16 protein-coding genes, 1 other RNA gene and 1 pseudogene are annotated in these 17,439 nt (G+C 69.5%); 4 read left to right on the top strand and 14 right to left on the bottom strand.

The window, feature by feature from the left end; all coding sequences use genetic code 11:
- Positions 1 to 109: 109 nt before the first annotated feature.
- The 5 genes from FL311_RS00465 to ssrS all read right to left on the bottom strand — a co-directional run bounded on the left by FL311_RS00465 (position 110) and on the right by ssrS (position 4,298).
- A complete protein-coding gene (locus tag FL311_RS00465) occupies positions 110 to 1,246 on the bottom strand; it encodes a hypothetical protein (protein ID WP_141322808.1) in 1,137 nt (378 codons plus the stop codon).
- Between the two features lie 100 nt (positions 1,247 to 1,346).
- The gene (gene tyrS / locus FL311_RS00470; RefSeq protein ID WP_141322809.1) at positions 1,347 to 2,609 is read right to left on the bottom strand and encodes a tyrosine--tRNA ligase; all 1,263 of its coding nucleotides are present in this window, start codon (positions 2,607 to 2,609) and stop codon (positions 1,347 to 1,349) included.
- 59 nt (positions 2,610 to 2,668) lie between these two features.
- The gene (locus tag FL311_RS00475) at positions 2,669 to 3,460 is read right to left on the bottom strand and encodes a TIGR00282 family metallophosphoesterase (protein ID WP_141322810.1); all 792 of its coding nucleotides are present in this window, start codon (positions 3,458 to 3,460) and stop codon (positions 2,669 to 2,671) included.
- Positions 3,457 to 4,083: a 5-formyltetrahydrofolate cyclo-ligase gene (locus tag FL311_RS00480; RefSeq protein ID WP_141322811.1), complete on the bottom strand. Its 627-nt coding sequence runs from the start codon at positions 4,081 to 4,083 to the stop codon at positions 3,457 to 3,459. The genes FL311_RS00475 and FL311_RS00480 overlap by 4 nt, the downstream gene beginning before the upstream one ends.
- A 19-nt stretch (positions 4,084 to 4,102) precedes the next feature.
- A non-coding RNA gene (gene ssrS, locus FL311_RS00485) (6S RNA) lies at positions 4,103 to 4,298 on the bottom strand.
- Between the two features lie 196 nt (positions 4,299 to 4,494).
- On the opposite strand from ssrS, the gene FL311_RS00490 reads away from it, so the two are divergent.
- The 3 genes from FL311_RS00490 to FL311_RS00500 all read left to right on the top strand — a co-directional run bounded on the left by FL311_RS00490 (position 4,495) and on the right by FL311_RS00500 (position 6,719).
- Entirely contained in the window at positions 4,495 to 5,427 is a 933-nt protein-coding gene (locus FL311_RS00490) for a lipopolysaccharide assembly protein LapB (RefSeq protein WP_141322812.1), read from the top strand.
- On the top strand, positions 5,424 to 6,416 hold the full coding sequence (locus FL311_RS00495) for a serine/threonine-protein kinase (protein WP_141322813.1): 993 nt from the start codon (positions 5,424 to 5,426) through the stop codon (positions 6,414 to 6,416). Before FL311_RS00490 ends, FL311_RS00495 begins: the two co-directional genes overlap by 4 nt.
- 120 nt (positions 6,417 to 6,536) lie before the next feature.
- Positions 6,537 to 6,719: a hypothetical protein gene (locus FL311_RS00500; RefSeq protein ID WP_141322814.1), complete on the top strand. Its 183-nt coding sequence runs from the start codon at positions 6,537 to 6,539 to the stop codon at positions 6,717 to 6,719.
- A gap of 36 nt (positions 6,720 to 6,755) precedes the next feature.
- Here the strand turns inward: FL311_RS00500 and FL311_RS00505 are convergent, their stop codons facing one another.
- The 8 genes from FL311_RS00505 to FL311_RS00540 all read right to left on the bottom strand — a co-directional run bounded on the left by FL311_RS00505 (position 6,756) and on the right by FL311_RS00540 (position 16,880).
- On the bottom strand, positions 6,756 to 8,285 hold the full coding sequence (locus tag FL311_RS00505) for a right-handed parallel beta-helix repeat-containing protein (protein WP_228556591.1): 1,530 nt from the start codon (positions 8,283 to 8,285) through the stop codon (positions 6,756 to 6,758).
- A gap of 178 nt (positions 8,286 to 8,463) precedes the next feature.
- Positions 8,464 to 9,609, bottom strand: coding sequence for a cysteine desulfurase family protein (locus FL311_RS00510; protein WP_141322816.1), 1,146 nt, complete (start codon positions 9,607 to 9,609; stop codon positions 8,464 to 8,466).
- On the bottom strand, positions 9,606 to 10,727 hold the full coding sequence (locus FL311_RS00515) for a bifunctional oligoribonuclease/PAP phosphatase NrnA (RefSeq protein ID WP_141322817.1): 1,122 nt from the start codon (positions 10,725 to 10,727) through the stop codon (positions 9,606 to 9,608). The genes FL311_RS00510 and FL311_RS00515 overlap by 4 nt, the downstream gene beginning before the upstream one ends.
- A 219-nt stretch (positions 10,728 to 10,946) precedes the next feature.
- Positions 10,947 to 11,789, bottom strand: a complete 843-nt coding sequence (locus FL311_RS00520; protein ID WP_141322818.1) for a Fic family protein — start codon at positions 11,787 to 11,789, stop codon at positions 10,947 to 10,949.
- Positions 11,790 to 11,903: 114 nt separating this feature from the next.
- A complete protein-coding gene (locus FL311_RS00525; RefSeq protein ID WP_141322819.1) occupies positions 11,904 to 13,241 on the bottom strand; it encodes an AAA family ATPase in 1,338 nt (445 codons plus the stop codon).
- Between the two features lie 150 nt (positions 13,242 to 13,391).
- Complete coding sequence (locus tag FL311_RS00530) at positions 13,392 to 14,339, bottom strand: branched-chain amino acid transaminase (RefSeq protein ID WP_141322820.1); 948 nt, start codon at positions 14,337 to 14,339, stop codon at positions 13,392 to 13,394.
- Positions 14,340 to 14,432: 93 nt separating this feature from the next.
- Entirely contained in the window at positions 14,433 to 15,848 is a 1,416-nt protein-coding gene (locus FL311_RS00535) for a patatin-like phospholipase family protein (protein ID WP_141322821.1), read from the bottom strand.
- Between the two features lie 93 nt (positions 15,849 to 15,941).
- Complete coding sequence (locus FL311_RS00540) at positions 15,942 to 16,880, bottom strand: MoxR family ATPase (protein ID WP_141322822.1); 939 nt, start codon at positions 16,878 to 16,880, stop codon at positions 15,942 to 15,944.
- Between the two features lie 211 nt (positions 16,881 to 17,091).
- Between FL311_RS00540 and FL311_RS00545 the strand changes: the two genes are divergently transcribed.
- Positions 17,092 to 17,298 carry a hypothetical protein gene (locus FL311_RS00545; RefSeq protein ID WP_228556592.1) on the top strand — a complete coding sequence of 69 codons (207 nt, stop codon included), beginning with the start codon at positions 17,092 to 17,094 and terminating at the stop codon, positions 17,296 to 17,298.
- Here FL311_RS00545 and FL311_RS00550 read toward each other — a convergent pair.
- Positions 17,251 to 17,439: pseudogene (locus FL311_RS00550) on the bottom strand (hypothetical protein); the annotation flags it as partial. The gene FL311_RS00545 and the pseudogene FL311_RS00550 sit on opposite strands and share 48 nt — an antisense overlap.

Below are 17,439 nucleotides of genomic sequence, written 5' to 3' on the forward strand. Positions count from 1 at the left end.
CACATCGTGTGCCTCTCGAGGCAGTCTGCGAACGGAGCGGCTCCTCACCGCGGGCGGCGACGTTGTCGGTGGTGGGCCGTGTGGCGAAGCCTTCGGTGCTGCCAAGCGGCTACTCGCCGCAGGTGGCGGCGTTGTCCGTGGGGTGCAGCGTCGCGATGCCGTAGGTGCCGTTGCGCGTACCGCACCAGATCTGCCAGCGCGTGTTGCCCAGGTCCTTCGCGGCGTACACGCCACCTTCCTTCTTCGCCCCATCCCGAGCGCAGCAGCGCGCGAAGGCCCTCGTCCCGATCGACAACAGGCCCACCGCGTCCTGCGAGTCGGTGAACCCGCCCACGCGCTTCTCGCCACAGGACCACGGGGCCACGCCCTGGAAGCGGATGAGGTACTGCTCCTTCGTCTTCGCGGAACCTCCGCGCACCGGGCCGCCGTAGCAGATGCGTCCCTCCGCCTCGAGCTGGGCGTAGCGCGGCAGGAAGTGCAGCCCGCCAATGGGACCGCGCTGCCAGTCGTCCCCACAGAACACGTGCGTGAAGGCGTTGCGCGGCCCCGTGCTCACCCACAGGCTCGTCAGCCAGTCGATGTTCGCCTGCCGGTTTCCCGGGCGCCCCGCCGCGGACAGCGCCGTCTGGAGCCGCGAGTCGTCGTAGTGCCGGGCGACGAAGCGCCGCACGTCCGCCGCGCTCACGCTCACGTCCGGCCGCGCGGGGCACAAATCCAGCACCTCCCGGTCCATCGCCGACAGGGGAGGGGGCCTGGCGAACAGCGGCTCTCGCGAGCACGTCGTGGCGCAGCCCGTGGCCGGCTTCCACGACACGGCGGGCTTCGTCTCGGCGGCATACCGGGGAGCCTCGGCGCTCGGCGCGGTGACGACGACGGGCGCGCGGTTCTCCTCCTCACGCTCCGCCAGCTGCTTCTCACGACTGCGTGCACGCTCGGACGCATCCGCCCGGTCCGCCGCCGCCAGCGTGGCCGCGCTCGGTGCCGGAGGGGCCGCGGACTCCTCGGCGCCCTCGCACAGCACCCAGCCCTCGGCGGAGGGGCCTCGCAGCTTGCACCACGCCCGGGCAGGGCCGCCCTTCTTGAGCAACGGATACGTCTTCCCAGCCTCCACGGTGAAGACGACGCGGGAGGACTCGGGCTGCTCCACCGCGTCGACGGAGGACTCGGAGACGAAGGCCCCCGGGCCCGCGAGGGCGGGGAGGGCGCTCAGCAGCAGACCGAGGCTCAGGGCGGCGGAAAGACGCATGGTGCGCGGGACTGTATCCCAATCCCACCCCGCCCCTCGACACGAGGGACGGGACGGGCCACTCCTCGGCCACCAGGGACGCACCACCCCCGGAGGGAATTCACGCCAGCTTGACGCGCGCCGCCTTCAGCTTGCCCACCTGGAGCGTGTACTCGCCGGCGGACAGCTCCGCCTTCGGGTCCGTGGCCTTCTCGCCGTTCACCCGCACGCCGCCCTGGGACAGCATCTTCCGGCCCTCGGTCGAGGACGCCACCAGCTTCGCCTCGGCCAGCACCTTCGTCAGCGGCAGCGTCGGCGCGCCCCCCAGCGACACGTCCACCTGGGGCAGCGCGTCCGCGGACAGCTCCTTCTTCGCGAAGCGCTTCTCGAAGTCCTCCTCCGCCTTGCGGCCCGCCTCCTCGTCGTGGAAGCGCGCCGTCATCTCCCGGGCGAAGGCCACCTTCGCGGCCTTGGGGTGCACCTCGCCGCTGGCCACCTGGGCCTTCAGCTCGGTGACTTCCTTGAGCGTCTTCGACGAGAGCAGCTCGTAGTAGCGCCACATCAGGTCGTCGGTGATGCTCATCAGCTTGCCGAACATGGTGTCCGCCGGCTCGCTGACGCCCACGTAGTTGTCCAGGCTCTTGGACATCTTGTCGCCGACAATCTTGCCGTCGACGAGGCGGGCACCCAGGCCCTCCAGGATGGGGCCCGTCATGATGACCTGAGGCGCCATGCTCTCCTCGCGCATGAGCTGCCGACCCACCAGCAGGTTGAAGAGCTGGTCCGTCGCGCCCAGCTCCACGTCCGACTTCAGCGCCACGGAGTCGTAGCCCTGCAGCAGCGGGTAGAGCAGCTCGTGGATGGCGATGGAGACGTTGTCCCGGTGGCGCTTCTTGAAGTCGTCGCGCTCCAGCATGCGCTGCAGCGAGTAGCGCGACGCCAGGCGGATCATCCCCTCGGTGCCGAGCTTGTCGAGCCACTCGGAGTTGAAGCGGACCGTCGTCTTGTCCGCGTCCAGCACCTTGAAGACCTGCTGCTTGTACGTCTCCGCGTTCGCCTTCACCTCGTCGCGGGTGAGCGCCGGGCGCGTGGCGTTGCGCCCCGTGGGGTCTCCAATCAGCGCCGTGAAGTCGCCGATGAGGAACACCACCGAGTGGCCGAAGTCCTGGAAGCGCCGCATGCGCGTGAGCAGCAGCGAGTGGCCCAGGTGCAGGTCCGGCCGGCTCGGGTCGAACCCCGCCTTGATGACCAGCGGCTTGCCCGAGTCATACGAATACTGGAGCTTCTTCTTCAGGTCCTCGGGCGAGTGGAGGTCCACCGTGCCGCGGGTGACTTCTTCGAACTGCTCCTCGGGGGTCGCCTTGCGCAGTGCGTCCTGATTCATGGCCGGCGGACCATAACCGAAACCCCCGCCCTGCACGCGAGCCTTCCGCTTCCGGAAGTTCAGGTACCCGGCAGGTGGACGCGCACGCGCTCGATGCTCCGGCCGCGGCCGGTGGCGTCGTCGATGTCCACCACCACGCCCTGCAGGTAGACGAGCCGCTCGGCCACTTCATAGGGCGCGTGCTTCTGCCCCAGGAACCGCGCCAGCGACTGCTCCTTCTTCATCCCGATGACGGAGTCGAGCGGGCCACACATGCCCACGTCGGTGATGAAGGCCGTGCCGCCGGGGAGGATGCGCTCGTCCGCCGTCTGCACGTGCGTGTGCGTGCCCACCACGACGGACACCCGCCCGTCCAGGTGCGCCCCCATGGCGTTCTTCTCGCTGGAGGCCTCGCAGTGCATGTCCACGAGGACGCACGGCGTGCGCGCCTTCAGCTCCTCCACCAACCCCAGCACCACCTCGAAGGGGTTGTCGTGGGGACGCATGAAGACGCGGCCCTCCAGGTTGATGACCCCCAGCGCGCGCCCGTCCGGGAGCGTCACCAGGCCATGGCCCTTGCCCGGGGTGTCCTTGGGATAGTTGGCGGGCCGGAGCAGCTTGTCCGGCCGCGCCGTCACCCAGGGGATGATGGATTTCTTGGACCAGAAGTGGTTGCCGCTCGTGAGCAGGTCCACGCCCGCGGACAGCAGGGTGTCGGCCGTCTCCGGAGAGATGCCGGCACCCTGGTCGCTGTTCTCCGCGTTGGCGATGGTCACTTCGATGCCATGGGTGGCCTTCAGGCGTGGCAGGAGGGCGCGGACGGCTTGAAGCCCCGGACGACCCACCACGTCTCCCATGAAGAGGACCTTCACGTATCCAGGAACTCTGGCTCGCGATGCAGGCCGCGGTGGACCTCGGACTCGGTCACCACGAGGTCCATGTCCACGTCGTCACCCGTCGTGGGCAGCACCGACACGAGCTGCTCCTTGAAGGCCAGGCCCACGCGCCTGCTCCGGGGACTCGCCGCGCGCAGGGTGGCGTCGTAGTAGCCGCCTCCGCGCCCCAGCCGCTTGCCGTCCTCCGTGAAGCCCAGTCCCGGCACCACGAACAGGTCGATCTGCTCCACCGCGATGAGATCCGACGCGTTCGTCGGCTCCCTCACGCCCAGTCGCCCGGGCTCCAGCTCCAGCTCGGACTTGATGGCCCGGAAGGAGAGGATCCGCCCGTGCACATGGGAGAGCGGGTAGCAGACGATCTTCCCGTCCTGCAATGCCGCCTTGAGGATGTCCTGCGTGGGGACCTCGCCCTTGATGGGGGCGTAGAGCGCCACGTACCGCGCCTTCTCGTAATACTTCGTCGCCAGGAATCGAGATTGGACCTTGAGACCCCGCGTATCGATGAGATCGGGCGTCATCGCCTTGCGGCGCGCCGTCAACTCATCCCGCAGCGTCTGCTTCCTCGCCGCCGCCGCCTCTTCCACCACCGTCTCGCTCACCGCCGCCGCTCCGCAGAAAAAGTCCCCCGCCGCATGGCCGTGTGCCCAGCGTCCATTGAACCCTCAAAAGCCAGGTGGGAACCGAAATCATGCCGCCGCAGGCTTCCCTCATCCCCCGTGAGGAGGGAGGGCTTGCACATGGCGACCGAAACGGACCCCGGAATGGACGTATCGGTTCGAATTTCTGCTGGGCATCACGCGCCCCGCAGGGGACAGCCCTTGAAACAAAGCTACAGTGCCACCAAGGTCCCGAAATTACAGCGAAAACTCGCGACCACCTTTTGAAATGATAAGGATGGGAAGCGGCGAGGTCAAGGCATCCTCGCGCGTTTACAAGGCGGGCGCAGGCCCCCTATGATGGCAGTCCCCCACACCCCGCACATGCCGCCCTCGCTTCTAAACAAGGGACTCGTGACGGCTCTTTCCGTCGCCTCCGGCCTCGCCTGGGCGGGACCGAAGCTCGCAGGCCCCTACCAGGGGGATACCTACGGGCAGGTGGACCTGCACATGGAAGGCGAGCGCCTGGTGGGCTTGTCCGCCGGGTCCGGAGGTGGCTGCAAGTTCGCCCCTGGCACGGAGGTCCTGTCCGGAGAGTTCCAGGGCAACGTCCTGGTGGCCACGGTGCAGCTCTGCCTGGAGGGCCCCCCGCCGGACTGCGTGGGGGTGAGGCCCTTCACGGCGCTGGCCGTCTACAACCCCAACTCGCTGGTGCTCAGCGCGCACTTCCGGTTGCCGCCCAAGTGTCACTCGCCCGGGTTGAAGGACTCGGTGCTGACGCTGCGCGGAGTCCGGGGGGCGGAGCCGGTGGAGCGCGAGGAGGAGGTGCCCGCCGCGCCCCCCGACGAGGTGGAGGCGTCCCTGGCGCCGGCGAAGGAGGCCGCGGCGGCGCGGCCCCAGCCCCTGGGGACCCGGCCGGTGGAGCTGGGGCAGAACCTGCTGGCGAACGGCAAGTGGGACATGGCCCGGGCGCGCTTCGAGGCGGCGCTGGCCGAGGACAACAAGGACATCGACGCGCTGGTGGGCATGGCGGCCAGCAACCTGGGCTCGGGCAACGCCGTCCGGGCGGTGGAGTACCTGGAGCGGATCCGCCCGGTGCCGCCGTCGCGGCCGGATGTCTACGCGTGGCAGGCGTACGCGGCGGAGCAGCAGGGCTTCAAGGGGCGCGTGGTGCCGCTGCTGCGCCGGGCGCTGGAGCTGAACTGGGCGCCGGAGAGTCCGAAGCCCTGGGAGGCGGTGCTGGTGCGGGCGCTCGCCGCGGACATCGAGCAGGTGCAGAAGACGGTGAAGAATCGCAAGCGCGCGCCGGGCCGCGAGTCGGCGGGAGCCGGAAGCTCGAGCCCGTGAGCCAGACGCCTTCGCCTCCGAAAGCCCAGCGGGTCTTCGGCCCCTATGAAATCCTCTCCGTGCTCGGCAAGGGCGGCATGGCGGAGGTGTACCGCGCGCGGGTGCTGTCGGGCCCGCGCGAGGGGTGGACCGTCGCGCTCAAGCGGCTCTTGCCGGCGCTGACGGCGGACCCGGACTCGGTGACGTTGTTCTCGCGCGAGGCGCAGCTGTCCAAGCAGCTGCACCACCCGAACATCGTGACGGTGTTGGATGCCGGTGAGCTGGAGGGCATCTACTTCATCGTCATGGAGCTGGTGGACGGGCGGGACCTGGGGCAGATCCTCCGCCGCTGCAAGGTGCGAGGCATCCCCCTGCCGCTCGACTTCGCGGTGTACCTGGGCAAGGTGCTGCTGGAGGCGCTGGCGTACGCGCACTCCGCCACCGGCGCGCAGGGCGAGCCGCTGGGCATCGTCCACTGCGACGTGTCCCCGTCGAACCTGTTCATCTCCCGCGTGGGGGAGATCAAGCTGGGGGACTTCGGCGTCTCGCGCGTGCTCGTGGACGGCAAGCTCCAGGAGGGTGAGGTGCTGGGCAAGCCGTACTACCTCTCCCCGGAGTCGCTGCTGGGCGAGGTGAGCCCGGAGGCGGACCTGTGGGCGGCGACGGTGGTGCTCTACGAGCTGCTCACCCTGGAGCGCCCCTTCACGGGCGCCACGCCGGACGAGGTCTTCCAGGCCATCCGCTCCCGCGCCTACCGACCGCTGCGCGAGCTGCGTCCGGAGGTGCCGGAGGCGCTCGAGGACGTCGTGCGGCGCGCCTTCTCCGAGCGCCCCGAGGACCGGTTCACCACCGCGGAGTCCTTCGCCCAGGCGCTCGCGCCGCACTACGACGAGCGCGTGGGGACGCCGCTGGCCATCGCCGCGGTGGTGCGCGGGCTGTTCGGCGCCAGCGACATCATGCCCGCGGTGGTGGTGCCCCCGCCTTCCTCGGGCCCCTCGGGTACGGAGTAGGGGAGCGGCCACGCGCCCCGCTGTCGCCTCGGCGCTGGCAGTCCCACGAGGGCGCGAGGATGACGAACCTCCTCGCATGCCGCGCCAAGGTGCGCGCGGCGCCCCCTCGCGAGGACCGCCATGGCCACCCAGAAGCCCCAGCCGCCGAAGCCCGAAGAGTCCGCCCCCGAGCGCAAGACGCGGGAGGAGCAGCCCGAGCGGCTGCCCGCCCGGCCCGAGGAGCCTCGCGAGGACGGGATGCCGGGCTACGGCCAGCCGGACGAAGAGGTGCGCGAGAAGTCGCTGCCCGATCAACCGTGGTAGCCCCCAGGCGCCGCTCACTTTGCCGCTGGCGAGGTGTCACTCCTCGCCGACCATGGGCGGTGATGCCCCATCGTCGGGCTCGGCGGTGATGAGCGAGGAGCCCTGTTCCAGGTTGAAGGGGGCCAGCCGGCTCTGCCAGGTGGTGAAGGTGCCGATGGAGAGGAGTCCGAAGGCGCTGAACTTGCCGTCCGTCCCCTCGTAGCGATTGCGGTCCATCCGCAGTCCGGGGCGGGCGGTGTCGCGTCCCAGCTTCACGAAGCTCGTCATGTCGCGCAGCCTGTTGCCGTAGACGTGCAGGTCCGTGACGACGAGCGGCTCGTCCGCGGCGAGCCGCAGCCCCGAGTCCTCCGTCCGCTCGATGATGTTGTCGAGCACCCGCACCCGGTGCGCCCGCACGATGCGGATGCCCTGGCCATTGGCCCGGTTCGCGAAGTTGAAGATGTCCGTCACCACGTTGCCCTTCACCAGCACGTCCACGGGATTGTCCACGGGGGAGAGGCCGCCGATGGAGATGCCCCGCCCCGCCAGGAAGATGGCGTTGCCGATGATGCGGATGTTCGTGGCGTCCTCGTGCACCAGCACCGCCTCCGCCGCCGACGTCGTCGCCTGCCACGGGAAGCGCTCCAGGTTCGGGAAGCGGAAGAGCACGTTGCCCTGGATGGCCAGGTCGTCACACGCCTTCACGTCGATGCCGTTCTCCCCGCAGTCGTGCATCTGGTTCCCCTCGATGAAGAGCGCGGAGGGGCGGCCCTCGTTGGGCTGGCACTGCACGGCGTCTCCCGAGGCGTCATGCAGATCGTTCCCCACGATGAAGACCTCGCGCGACGCCCCCTTCACCACGACGGCGTGGGAGTCCTGACCCCACCGCGAGAAGTCGTGCACCTTGTTGCCGGAGATGAGCAGCCGTGAGGCGTCGCTGACGACCACGCCGCCTCCCGCGCGCCCGCCGTGGAGCACCGAATCATTGAGCTGCGTGCACGTGGTGTCGTTCTCGAACAACGCCGCGAACGAGGGCCGCTCGCGCACGTCGACCTCGACGAACTCGACCACCCAATAGGGCTGGCTCAGCATCACCAGGCTGCCCACGTCGGTGGCGGAGGGGACGATGATGGGGCGCGCGGCGCGCTCACCTCGCAGCACGATGGGCGCGGAGGCCGTGCCGGCGCGCGCCTTCAGCGGTGTGATGGCGACCTGCTCCGGATAGATGCCCGCGTGGACCTGGATGATGTTCCCTGGCTGTGCTTCCCTCACCGCCGCCATGATGGTGGTGTAGGGATTGGCGCGAGAGCCCAGTGGCGCCTCGGCGTCTCTCGGCCCCGTGTTCGCGACGTGGAGCGTGGCGCCGAGCGCCGCCTCCGGCCCCGGGCAGCGAGCTCGAAAAGCACTCGCGGCCTCGAGCGGCATCGCGTCCTCGTCCCACAGCGGCGTCGGCGCGCTCGCGGCCCGCGTGACGCCCTCCGTCGGCGAGGCGTCCTCCTGTCCCGAGCCCGGCGCGCACGCGAGCGCGAGCGCACCCGCGAGCACCGCGAGTCGATGCGTCAGCCACTGCTTCCCCCCTGAGCCCATCCCCATGTGTTCCCCCCGTGCATCGGCAGCGGAAAGAATGGTTTCCACCGGAGCGGGCATGTTCAAGGACCATGCACCCCAGGGGGGATGGGGCATTCAACGCCGGATGCTCGCGCTCGTGATGGGCGGCCGCGTCAATCGCGCCTTGCACTTGCAAGCACGCCGGGCCACGCCGGCCTCAGCCCGAGAGCGCCCTGACGGTGGGGACGTGACGACGCAGGGCGTCGACGACCTGTCGCACGTCGTCCTCGCGTGTCTCGGAGCCCAGGCTGAAGCGCAGGCTGCCTCGGGCCTCGGCCGCCGACAGGCCCATGGCCCGGAGCACATGCGAGGGCGTCAGCGTTCCGGAGGCACACGCGGCGCCCATCGACACGCAGATGCCCTCGAGGTCCAACGCGATGAGCAGCGCCTCGCCCTCGACACCCTCGAAGCGCAGGTTGCTGGTGTTGGGCACGCGCGGCGCGCCCGCGCCATTGACCACCACGCCCGGCACCTGCGCGAGCACCGCCTGCTCGAAGGCGTCTCTCAGCGCGCCGACGCGAGAGGCCACCTGGGGCTGCTCGCTCGCGGCCAGCTCCAGCGCGAGCGCGAGGGCTTCCGCATGCGGGATGTTCTGCGTCCCTCCACGCCGGCCCCCCTCCTGGTGTCCCGGCGTGAGGGCCCGCACGTCCACGCCCTTTCGCACCACCAGCACTCCGACTCCCGAGGGGCCGCCGAACTTGTGCGCGGACAGGGACAGGAGGTCCGCGTCCACCTCGCGCAACGACAGCGGCACCTTGCCCGCCGCCTGCACCGCGTCCGTGTGGAAGAGCACGCCCTGCTTGCGACACGCGCGCGAGAGCTCCGCCGCGGGCTGCACCACGCCCGTCTCGTTGTTGGCCCACATCAGCGAGCACAGCGCGGTGTCCGGTGTCAGCGCCGCGAGCAGGTCCTCCTCGCGCACCCGCCCGTCCGGGCCCGGCGCCACCCGCACCACCTGCGCGCCCTCTTGCTCCAGCCGCGCCACCGCGCCGAGCAGGGCGGGGTGCTCCACCGAGGACGTCACCACGCGGCGTCGCTCCGCCACGGGACGCGCGTGGAAGGCGCCCACCAGCGCGAGCGCGTCCGCCTCGCTGCCGGAGGCGGTGAAGCAGACTTCCTTCGGCTCGCAGCCCAGCACCCGCGCCACCCGGGCCCGGGCGGCATCCAGCCTGGCGCGGGCCTCGCGTCCGGCCGAGTGCACGCTGGACGCGTTGCCATGGCCCCCTTGCGAGAAGGCGCGCGCGAGCAGCAAGGCCACCTCCGCGCGCACGGGCGCGGCGGCGTTGTGGTCCCAGTAGATCACGAGTCCTGCGCGGACAGCAGCGACACGGGCCGCTCGTCGGCGACGCCGAAGGCCTCGAGGAAGCGGTTCACCAGCTCGCGCTTGAGCGCCTTGCGCTGCGCCGCCTTGCCCGACAACGGCAGCCGCGCGCCCGCCATGCTGCCGTGGCCGCCGGACGAGCCGCCGTAGTCCTCGAAGATCTCCCGGATGAGCCGGCCCGCGTTCATCCGCCGATCCTTCACCCGCAGGCTGAAGTAGAGCTGGTTTCGGTACGTGCCGAAGGCCAGCGACCACTTGGTGCCCTCGAGGAACATCAGCCGCTCGGCGACCTCGGCCACCATGTCCGGGGAGTAGACCTCCTCCAGGTCGGTGACGATGGCGGTGCCGTACACCTTCGCCCGCTCGAAGGCCGTGTGGTACAGCTGGAAGTAGCGCGCCGGCAGCTCCGGGTGCTCGATCTGCGCGAGCATCGACTTGTCCATGCGCGGGAACAGCCACAGGTAGCTGTCGATGTCCGTCTGAGTCGTCTCGCGGCCCAGGTCGCGCGTGTCCGCCTTGATGCCGTAGAACAGCGCGGTGGCCACCTCCACCGAGGGCTCCACGCGCGCGGCGCGCAGGTACTCCACCAGCATGGTGGACGTCGCGCCGAAGTCGCCGCCCACGTCCGCGAACGGCGAGGCCAGGCTCTCCTCACGCAGCGGATGGTGGTCCACCACCAGGTGCGCCTCCATGCGCGCGGGCAGCGAGTGGTTGCCCACCTTGGGCTGCGTGTCCACCAGCCCGAAGAGGTCGTACTCGTCGAAGTCCAGCTGCGACACGTGCGAGACGGGCAGCCGCAGCACCTTCACGAAGGCGATGTTCTCCGCCCGGCCGATGATGCCCCCGTAGCCCACCTGGGCCTCCAGGTTCGCCCGGCGCTCGAGCAGTTGGGCGAGCGCCACCGCGGCGGCCAGCGAGTCCGGATCCGGGTTGTCGTGGGTGAGGATGAGCGCCTTGCGATGGCCCTTGGCCACCTCGAGCAGCCGCTCCAGCTTGTCCCGCGCCGACAGCAGGGCCAGGCGCGGTGGCGGAGGCTCCGTCAGCTCGCCCCCCGAGGCTCCCTGGGTACGGCGGCTGTTGAAGGACTGTGTCACGGGCATGGAGTGGTCTTCTTTACTTCCTCCGGCTCCCGGTTTCGAGGGGCCGGCGGGTGCGGGGTGTCTGCCGCACACCAAAGTTGCTGATGCCCCGGCCGACGTTCACGCGGGGGCGGAAGACCGGGTGCCCGGACGCCTTCCTGCCCCGGGGGCGGAGGCCCGCCCTTCCGGCGGCGGGCCTTGCCGGCCGGAGGGGACCTGGTCTTCCTGGCGGGAGGGGAGCTAGTTGTTGATGGCCTTGTACTTGCGGCCCAGGTCCCGGAAGTACTTCACGCCGTTGTCGAGCGAGTTCTCCATCGCGTCCATCAGCACCGTGCGGAACTGCGCCGCCGGGCCGCGGAAGCACTCGTAATAGCGCTGCCGATCGATGGAGTGGATGACCGCGGGCATGTAGTTGTTGCGCAGCAGGATGAGGTTGCTGCACATGCGCCCCACCTTCCCGCTGTGCTCGGTGAAGGGGAAGATCTGCAGGAACATGTGCTGCACCGTGGCGGCCTGCTTGATGGGGTGGAACTCGCGGAACTCCGCGCTGGCCGTGTAGTCCACCAGCTTCTCCAGCGCGGGCTGGATCTTCGCGGGCTGGTGGATGTCGTGGAAGTACGTGCGGTGCAGCGGCATGTCCTTGCGCAGCCCCGAGCGCTCACGCTCCTTGGCGAGCTCCTTCTCGGTGCGCTCCCGTCGCTCCATGCGCGCGCGCTCGGCCAGCGCCTCGGGGGTGTTCCCGAGGAAGAGGTCGTGCATCCGCTTGATGGTGGTGAGGGTGATCTGCGCCTGCTTCTTGGCGCCCGCGGCTTCCTCGCGGATGAAGTCGCAGACGGCCTTGTGGTTGCGGATCTCGAGCACCACCGGAATCATCGAGGCCTCGGCGCTCGCGCGTTGCGGATACAGCGCGGCCTTCAGCTCCTGGTGGGTGTAGACCACGCCTTCCAACGCGGCGTCGTGGTAGATCCACGACATCTCGAACTGCTCGAGGAAGTCACGCGCCTGCTGCTTGTCCTTGAAGATCTCGAGGTAATCGCGCAGCGCCTCGTTCTTCTCGTCGATGTCCTGGTAGCGTTCCTTCACGGACTGCGGCTCCTTCTTGCGCCGAGCCACCCAAGAGTGGCCATAGCGTGCGGCCGAGCGATACAACGGCATGCGGATTCTAGAAATTCCGCACGGTTGTAACAACGAATTCCGTTAGAGATTGACGAGGAAGACCTCGCACGCCTGGTCGAGCAGGTCCTTGGAGAGGGCGGGCGGGATCTGCCGGTAGCGCGCCGCGTCCTTGATGAGTCCCACCAGGTCCCGGGGGTGACAGGCGCGCAGCTGCATGGTCCGCGGCTTGTAATAGTGCTCGATGAGGTACGTGACGGCCTGGTCCACATAGGGGATTCCCGCCGCCTCGCACACCCGGCGGAAGATCTCCCGGTAGGACTCCTCGTCCGGATTCGTGACCTCAATCTTGTACTTGATGCGCCGCAGGAAGGCCTCGTCCACCAGCTCCTTCGGATCAAGATTCGTTGAAAACACGAGAAGCTGATCAAACGGGATTTCGAACTTCTTCCCGGTATGCAGGGTAAGGAAGTCGACGCGCTTCTCGAGGGGGACGATCCACCGGTTGAGCAGGTCCGTGGGGTGGACCTTCTGGCGGCCGAAGTCGTCGATGAGGAGCATGCCGCCGTTGGCCTTCACCTGGAACGGGGCCTCGTAGAAGCGGGTGCTCTCCGAGTAGATGAGGTCGAGCGTCTCCAGCGTGAGCTCGCCGCCGACGACGACGGCGGGTCTGCGGCAGAGCATCCACCGGTTGTCCATCTCGAAGGTCTGCCGGCGGCCGGAGGTGTCGCGGCCCAGCTCCAGCGGGACGGGGGTGTGGATGAGGTGGTCATGCACCTGGATGATCTGATTGCCGATCTCCAGGCAGTGCGGGACGTACACCTCGCCGCCGAACATGTGGGAGACGGCCTCGGCCAGGCTTGTCTTGCCGTTGCCGGGCGGGCCGTAGAGGAAGAGCGAGCGGCCGGAGTTCACCGCCGGGCCCAGCTTGTCCATCAGCTCCGCGGGCACGGTGAGGTGGCTGAGCGCCATCACCAGCTCCTCCTGGCTGACGACGGGCGTCTCCTCGGTCTGGCTGGTGATGAGCGCGTTGTACTGCTCGATGGGGACGGGGGCGGGGCCCACGTAGGTGGTGCGGGTGAGCGCGTCGCGCGCGTACTCGCGGCCCTTCTCCGTGAGGATGAACTCCACCGAGGCGCGGCCGAAGCCCTTGCCACCCCGCAGGTCCACCAGCTTCTCCGTGGCGAGGAAATCCACCACGTGCTCGATGACGCCCGGCCACGGCAGCCGCATCTCGTCGGCGATGCCCATGCCGGTGCCCGTACCGGAGTAGTAGAGGAACTTGAGCGCGATGTCCGCGAGCAGGCCCATCTTGAGCCCCGTCTCCTCCACCGTCTTCGGCTCGGCCGGAGCGATGTCCAGGATGGACGGGTTCTCTAGCTTGAATGGATTGTCGTCGTATGCGGGACCGGCGGGTGCCATCGGGGCCCTTTCTAGCCCAATCCGGTGGGTGGAGGGCAGGCGACGATGGGGGAGGGTCTTCCGTCACCGGGGCCGAAGGGGCCCTCGGGTGGAGGAAGGGACGTCGGGCTCCCGGGCCGTCAGGGCGCCGGGAGCTGGACGGGTGGGGCGTCAGACGTAGGTGAGCCACTCGGCGTAGCGCGGCTCCTGGCCCCGGACGGTGCGGAAGTACGTCTCCTGCACGAAGGTGCCGATGGGGCCGGGCTTGCCGGTGCCGACCATGCGGTCGTCCACCTCGCGCACCGGGGTGATTTCGGCGGCGGTGCCCGTGAAGAAGATCTCGTTGCAGATGTAGAGCGCGTCGCGGGTGAAGGTGACCTCCTCCACGGTGCGGCCGCTGTCGCGGAGGATCTTCAGCACGGTGTCGCGGGTGATGCCGTCGAGGATGGGCGAGGACAGGGGCGGCGTCTTGATGACGCCCTTCTTGTTCACCATGAAGATGTTCTCGCCGGACGCCTCGGCCACGAAGCCGCTGATGTCCAGGAGGATGGCCTCGTCGTAGCCGCCGAGCACCGCCTCGCGCTTGGCGAGGATGGAGTTGACGTACTGGCCCGAGATCTTGCCGCGCACCATGTTCACGTTGACGTGCATGCGGGTGAAGGAGCTCACCTTGGCGCGGATGCCCTCGCGGATGCCCTTGTCGCCCAGGTACGCGCCCCAGTCCCACGCCGTCACGGCGACGCGGGTGGGGTTGACGGCGCCCAGGCCCATGGCGCCGTCGCCCATGAAGGCCACCGGCCGCAGGTACGCGCCGTTGGCGAACAGGTCCTTCTGCTTGCGCAGCACGTCCAGGCACGCCTCGACCAGCTCGTCCTCGGAGTACGGAATCTTCAGCATGATGATGTGCGCCGAGTCGAGCAGCCGGCGGATGTGCTCACGCAGGCGGAACACCGCCAGGCGGCCATCATGCGTGCGGTACGCGCGGATGCCCTCGAACGCGCCCAGCCCGTAGTGGAGGGCGTGCGTCATCACATGGACATGGCCCTCGTCCCATTTCACCAATTTGCCGTCGAGCCAGATCTGGTCGGCACGCAATACGCTGGTCGAGGTGGAGCTCATGCGGGGGTTCCTTCGCCCTGAAAAGTGGAACTGCCCCGCCCTTCTAGCCACCACACGCTATGAGGTCAAAGCGTGAAAGACGTTCCCCGGAATTCAGAGCACGGCGGGCAAGGGGGTCAGCATGCGTCGGAGCCACGGCAGGTCGTCCGCCATGGCCTTGCGGCCGAAGTGGAGGGCCTTGGAGGCGAGCTCCACCGAGGGCACGACGTCGAGCGGTGAGAGCGTGCGAGGGAAGCGCTTGATGTGATGTGCGTAGGGCAGGTTGGGCGCCACCGTCATCGCCGCGAGTCGCTGCAGGGGCAGCCAGAAGGGCGTGGCGAGCCGGGGCGCGAAGCCGTCCAGCGCGAGGATGAAGGTGTTGCGCGTGCCGATGCGGCCCCTGGCCACGGCCTTCCAGGCGGCCTTGGCGGGGAGGTTGTCGACGAGGCCTCCGTCGATGAAGCGCGCGATGCCATGGTGCGCCATCAGCCCGTCGAGCAGCGAGTGCATGCGCGGGTCCTCGCGCAGCACGTCGTAGTGGATGATGCCGGGCAGGGCGGAGGAGAAGCCCGCGGCGTCGAGCGCGTCGAACTCGCCGCTCGCGTCGTCGGCGCCCAGGTGCAGGCGCATCGTGATTTCGGGGCGCGTGAAGAGCTCGGCCATGGCGCCCATGGCGGCCTGGATGCGGCGCGCGACCCCCACGGGGTCGAGCAGCCCCAGGGGGCTGGTGCCGAGCAGGCGCTCGTAATACTCGAGCGGCCTGGGGAGCATGCCCCGACGGATGCCGCCCACGGCGATGAGCGTGGGGACGGGGAGGTCCTTGAGCCGCATGCCGCTGCCCTCGGGGCCCGCGCCGAAGAAGCGGCCCAGGCCCGCGCGCAGGAACAGCCGCAGCGCCGCGGGCAGGCCGTAGCGGCTCTCCGTGGAGATGAAGCGGAAGAGCTTCCGGAAGGACAGGCCCCGGACGATGTTGATCATCTCCGTGGGGTCGAAGCGCGCCATGCGCGAGCGTATCAGCGCGAGCACCGCGCCCATCGATGCGCCCGCGAGCAGCCGGGGCTCCAGTGCGTGCTCGGCCAGCAGGCTCATCACGCCCAGGTACACGAAGGCGGTGCCGCCTCCGCCGCCCGTCACCATGACGAGCTCCTTGTGCCGCAGCTCCCGGTCCAGCGCCTCGGGCGGTACACGTCCCCGCAGTCGCGCGAGGACTCCGTCGCGCGCGCGCGCCGCGTGCTCGCGCAGGTCCCTCACGTGCGGCACCAGCCTGTCCCGCGTGGGAGGCCTCGCGCCGTTCAGCACCGGGCCGAGCCGCCGCTCCACCTCGTCACGGAAGGGCGTGAGCTGCGCGCCCACGCCCACGTCGAGGCCGCCGTGCTGGACCTTGTAGAGCCTGGCGAGCGACAGCGCGGTGCGCAGCACGGCCTCCTCGCGCGCGTCGAGCAGGCCGGGGCTTTCCACGCACGCGCGCACGAGCGTCAGCTCCTGCTGCTCGAGCGGGCGGTTGATCTGGAAGCGTTCCTTCAGGAGCACGAGCGGCCAGGGCCTCGAGGAGAGCGGGCCACCCGAGCATACACCGGTGGACGGACGCCCCGGCTCACGTGGGCCCGGGTGTCCCGACGCACCTCACGCCTGGGCGATCTGCGGCAGGTTGGCGCGCGCCTTCTCGATGTCGCCTTCGTACTTGAGGACGAGGTTGAGCGTGGAGGCCACCACGTCCGAGGTGAGCTGGTCCGCGTTGAGCAGCACCAGGCTCTGCGCCCAGTCCAGCGTCTCGCTGATGGAGGGGGCCTTCTTCAAGTCCAGCGCGCGGATGGCGGCGACGGCCTCCACCACCTGCTCGGCGAGCACCTGCGGCACCTGTGGCAGCCGGGAGCGCACGATGCGCAGCTCGCGCTCGCGGTCCGGGAAGTCGATGTGCAGGTGCAGGCAGCGGCGCTTGAGCGCGTCCGACAGCTCGCGCGCGGCGTTGGACGTGAGCAGCACGCGTGGGATGTGCTTCGCGCGGAACGTGCCCAGCTCCGGAATCGTGACGGCGTTGTCGGAGAGGACCTCCAGCAGGAAGGCCTCGAACTCCGGGTCCGCCTTGTCGATTTCGTCCACCAGCAGCAGGGCGGGGCGCTCGGACAGCTGCGCGCGGAGGATGGGGCGGGGCAACAGGAAGCGCTCGGAGAAGAACACCGCGTCGCCGGACGCCAGCCGGTCGGCGGCCTCCGCCAGCGACTGGGTGCCCTCCACCATCTCCCCAATCTTGTCCTTGAGCAGCTGGGTGTAGAGCAGCTGCTTGGCGTACTCCCACTCGTAGAGGGCCTTGGCCTCGTCCAGGCCCTCGTAGCACTGGAGCCGGATGAGCTCGCGGCCCAGCGCGGCGGCCATGGCGCGCGCCAGCTCCGTCTTGCCCACGCCGGCGGGGCCCTCCACCAGGATGGGCTTGTCCATCCGGTCCGCCAGGAAGGCCGCCGTGGCGATCTCCGGTGAGGGCAGGTATCCCACCTGCTCGAGCTGCTTCTCCGCGTCCGCGACGCTGTCGAATCCGCGGACCTTGGCCGTCTCTGGGGTGCTCACGCGGCGGAACTTAACCGAGGGCCTTCCAGGCGACTGCGGCAAAAATGCCAGGATCCCCACCCTCGCGTCGCGGCTCTCTTGCCCCGCTGGTCCCCAACCCTGCGGAAAAGGGAGGGAAATTATTTGCGCACCGTGGGCACGCACCGTGCATCTCAGTGGCGCAACTCACGAAGGGAAAGCAGCGAGGTCCGTGGTCATGGTGTGGGCGTGGATGAGGATGGTGATGGCGGTGGCGGTGCTCCTGTTGCCAGGAGGCTTCCCGTTGCTGCTGGCGTACATCACGCTGCGGACGCTGATGAGCCGCTGGCGCGAGGCGCAGGCGCAGGCGCACAGCGTGGGCCGCGAGGCCTCCCTCCGTGACGTCCTCGCCTCACTGCACTTCAAGGAGCTGGTGCGCGACGCGCGCGCCGCCCTCTGAGTTTTCACCCAGGTAGGGCACTTCGACGCGGTCGAACACCCGCTGGATGATCTTCTCCGGCGTGAGGTCCTCGGCCTCGGCCTCGTACGTCATCGCCACGCGGTGGCGGAGCACGTCGAAGGCGATGGCCTTCACGTCCTC

Source organism: Myxococcus sp. AB025B (assembly GCF_006518215.1).
Lineage (GTDB): Bacteria > Myxococcota > Myxococcia > Myxococcales > Myxococcaceae > Myxococcus > Myxococcus fulvus.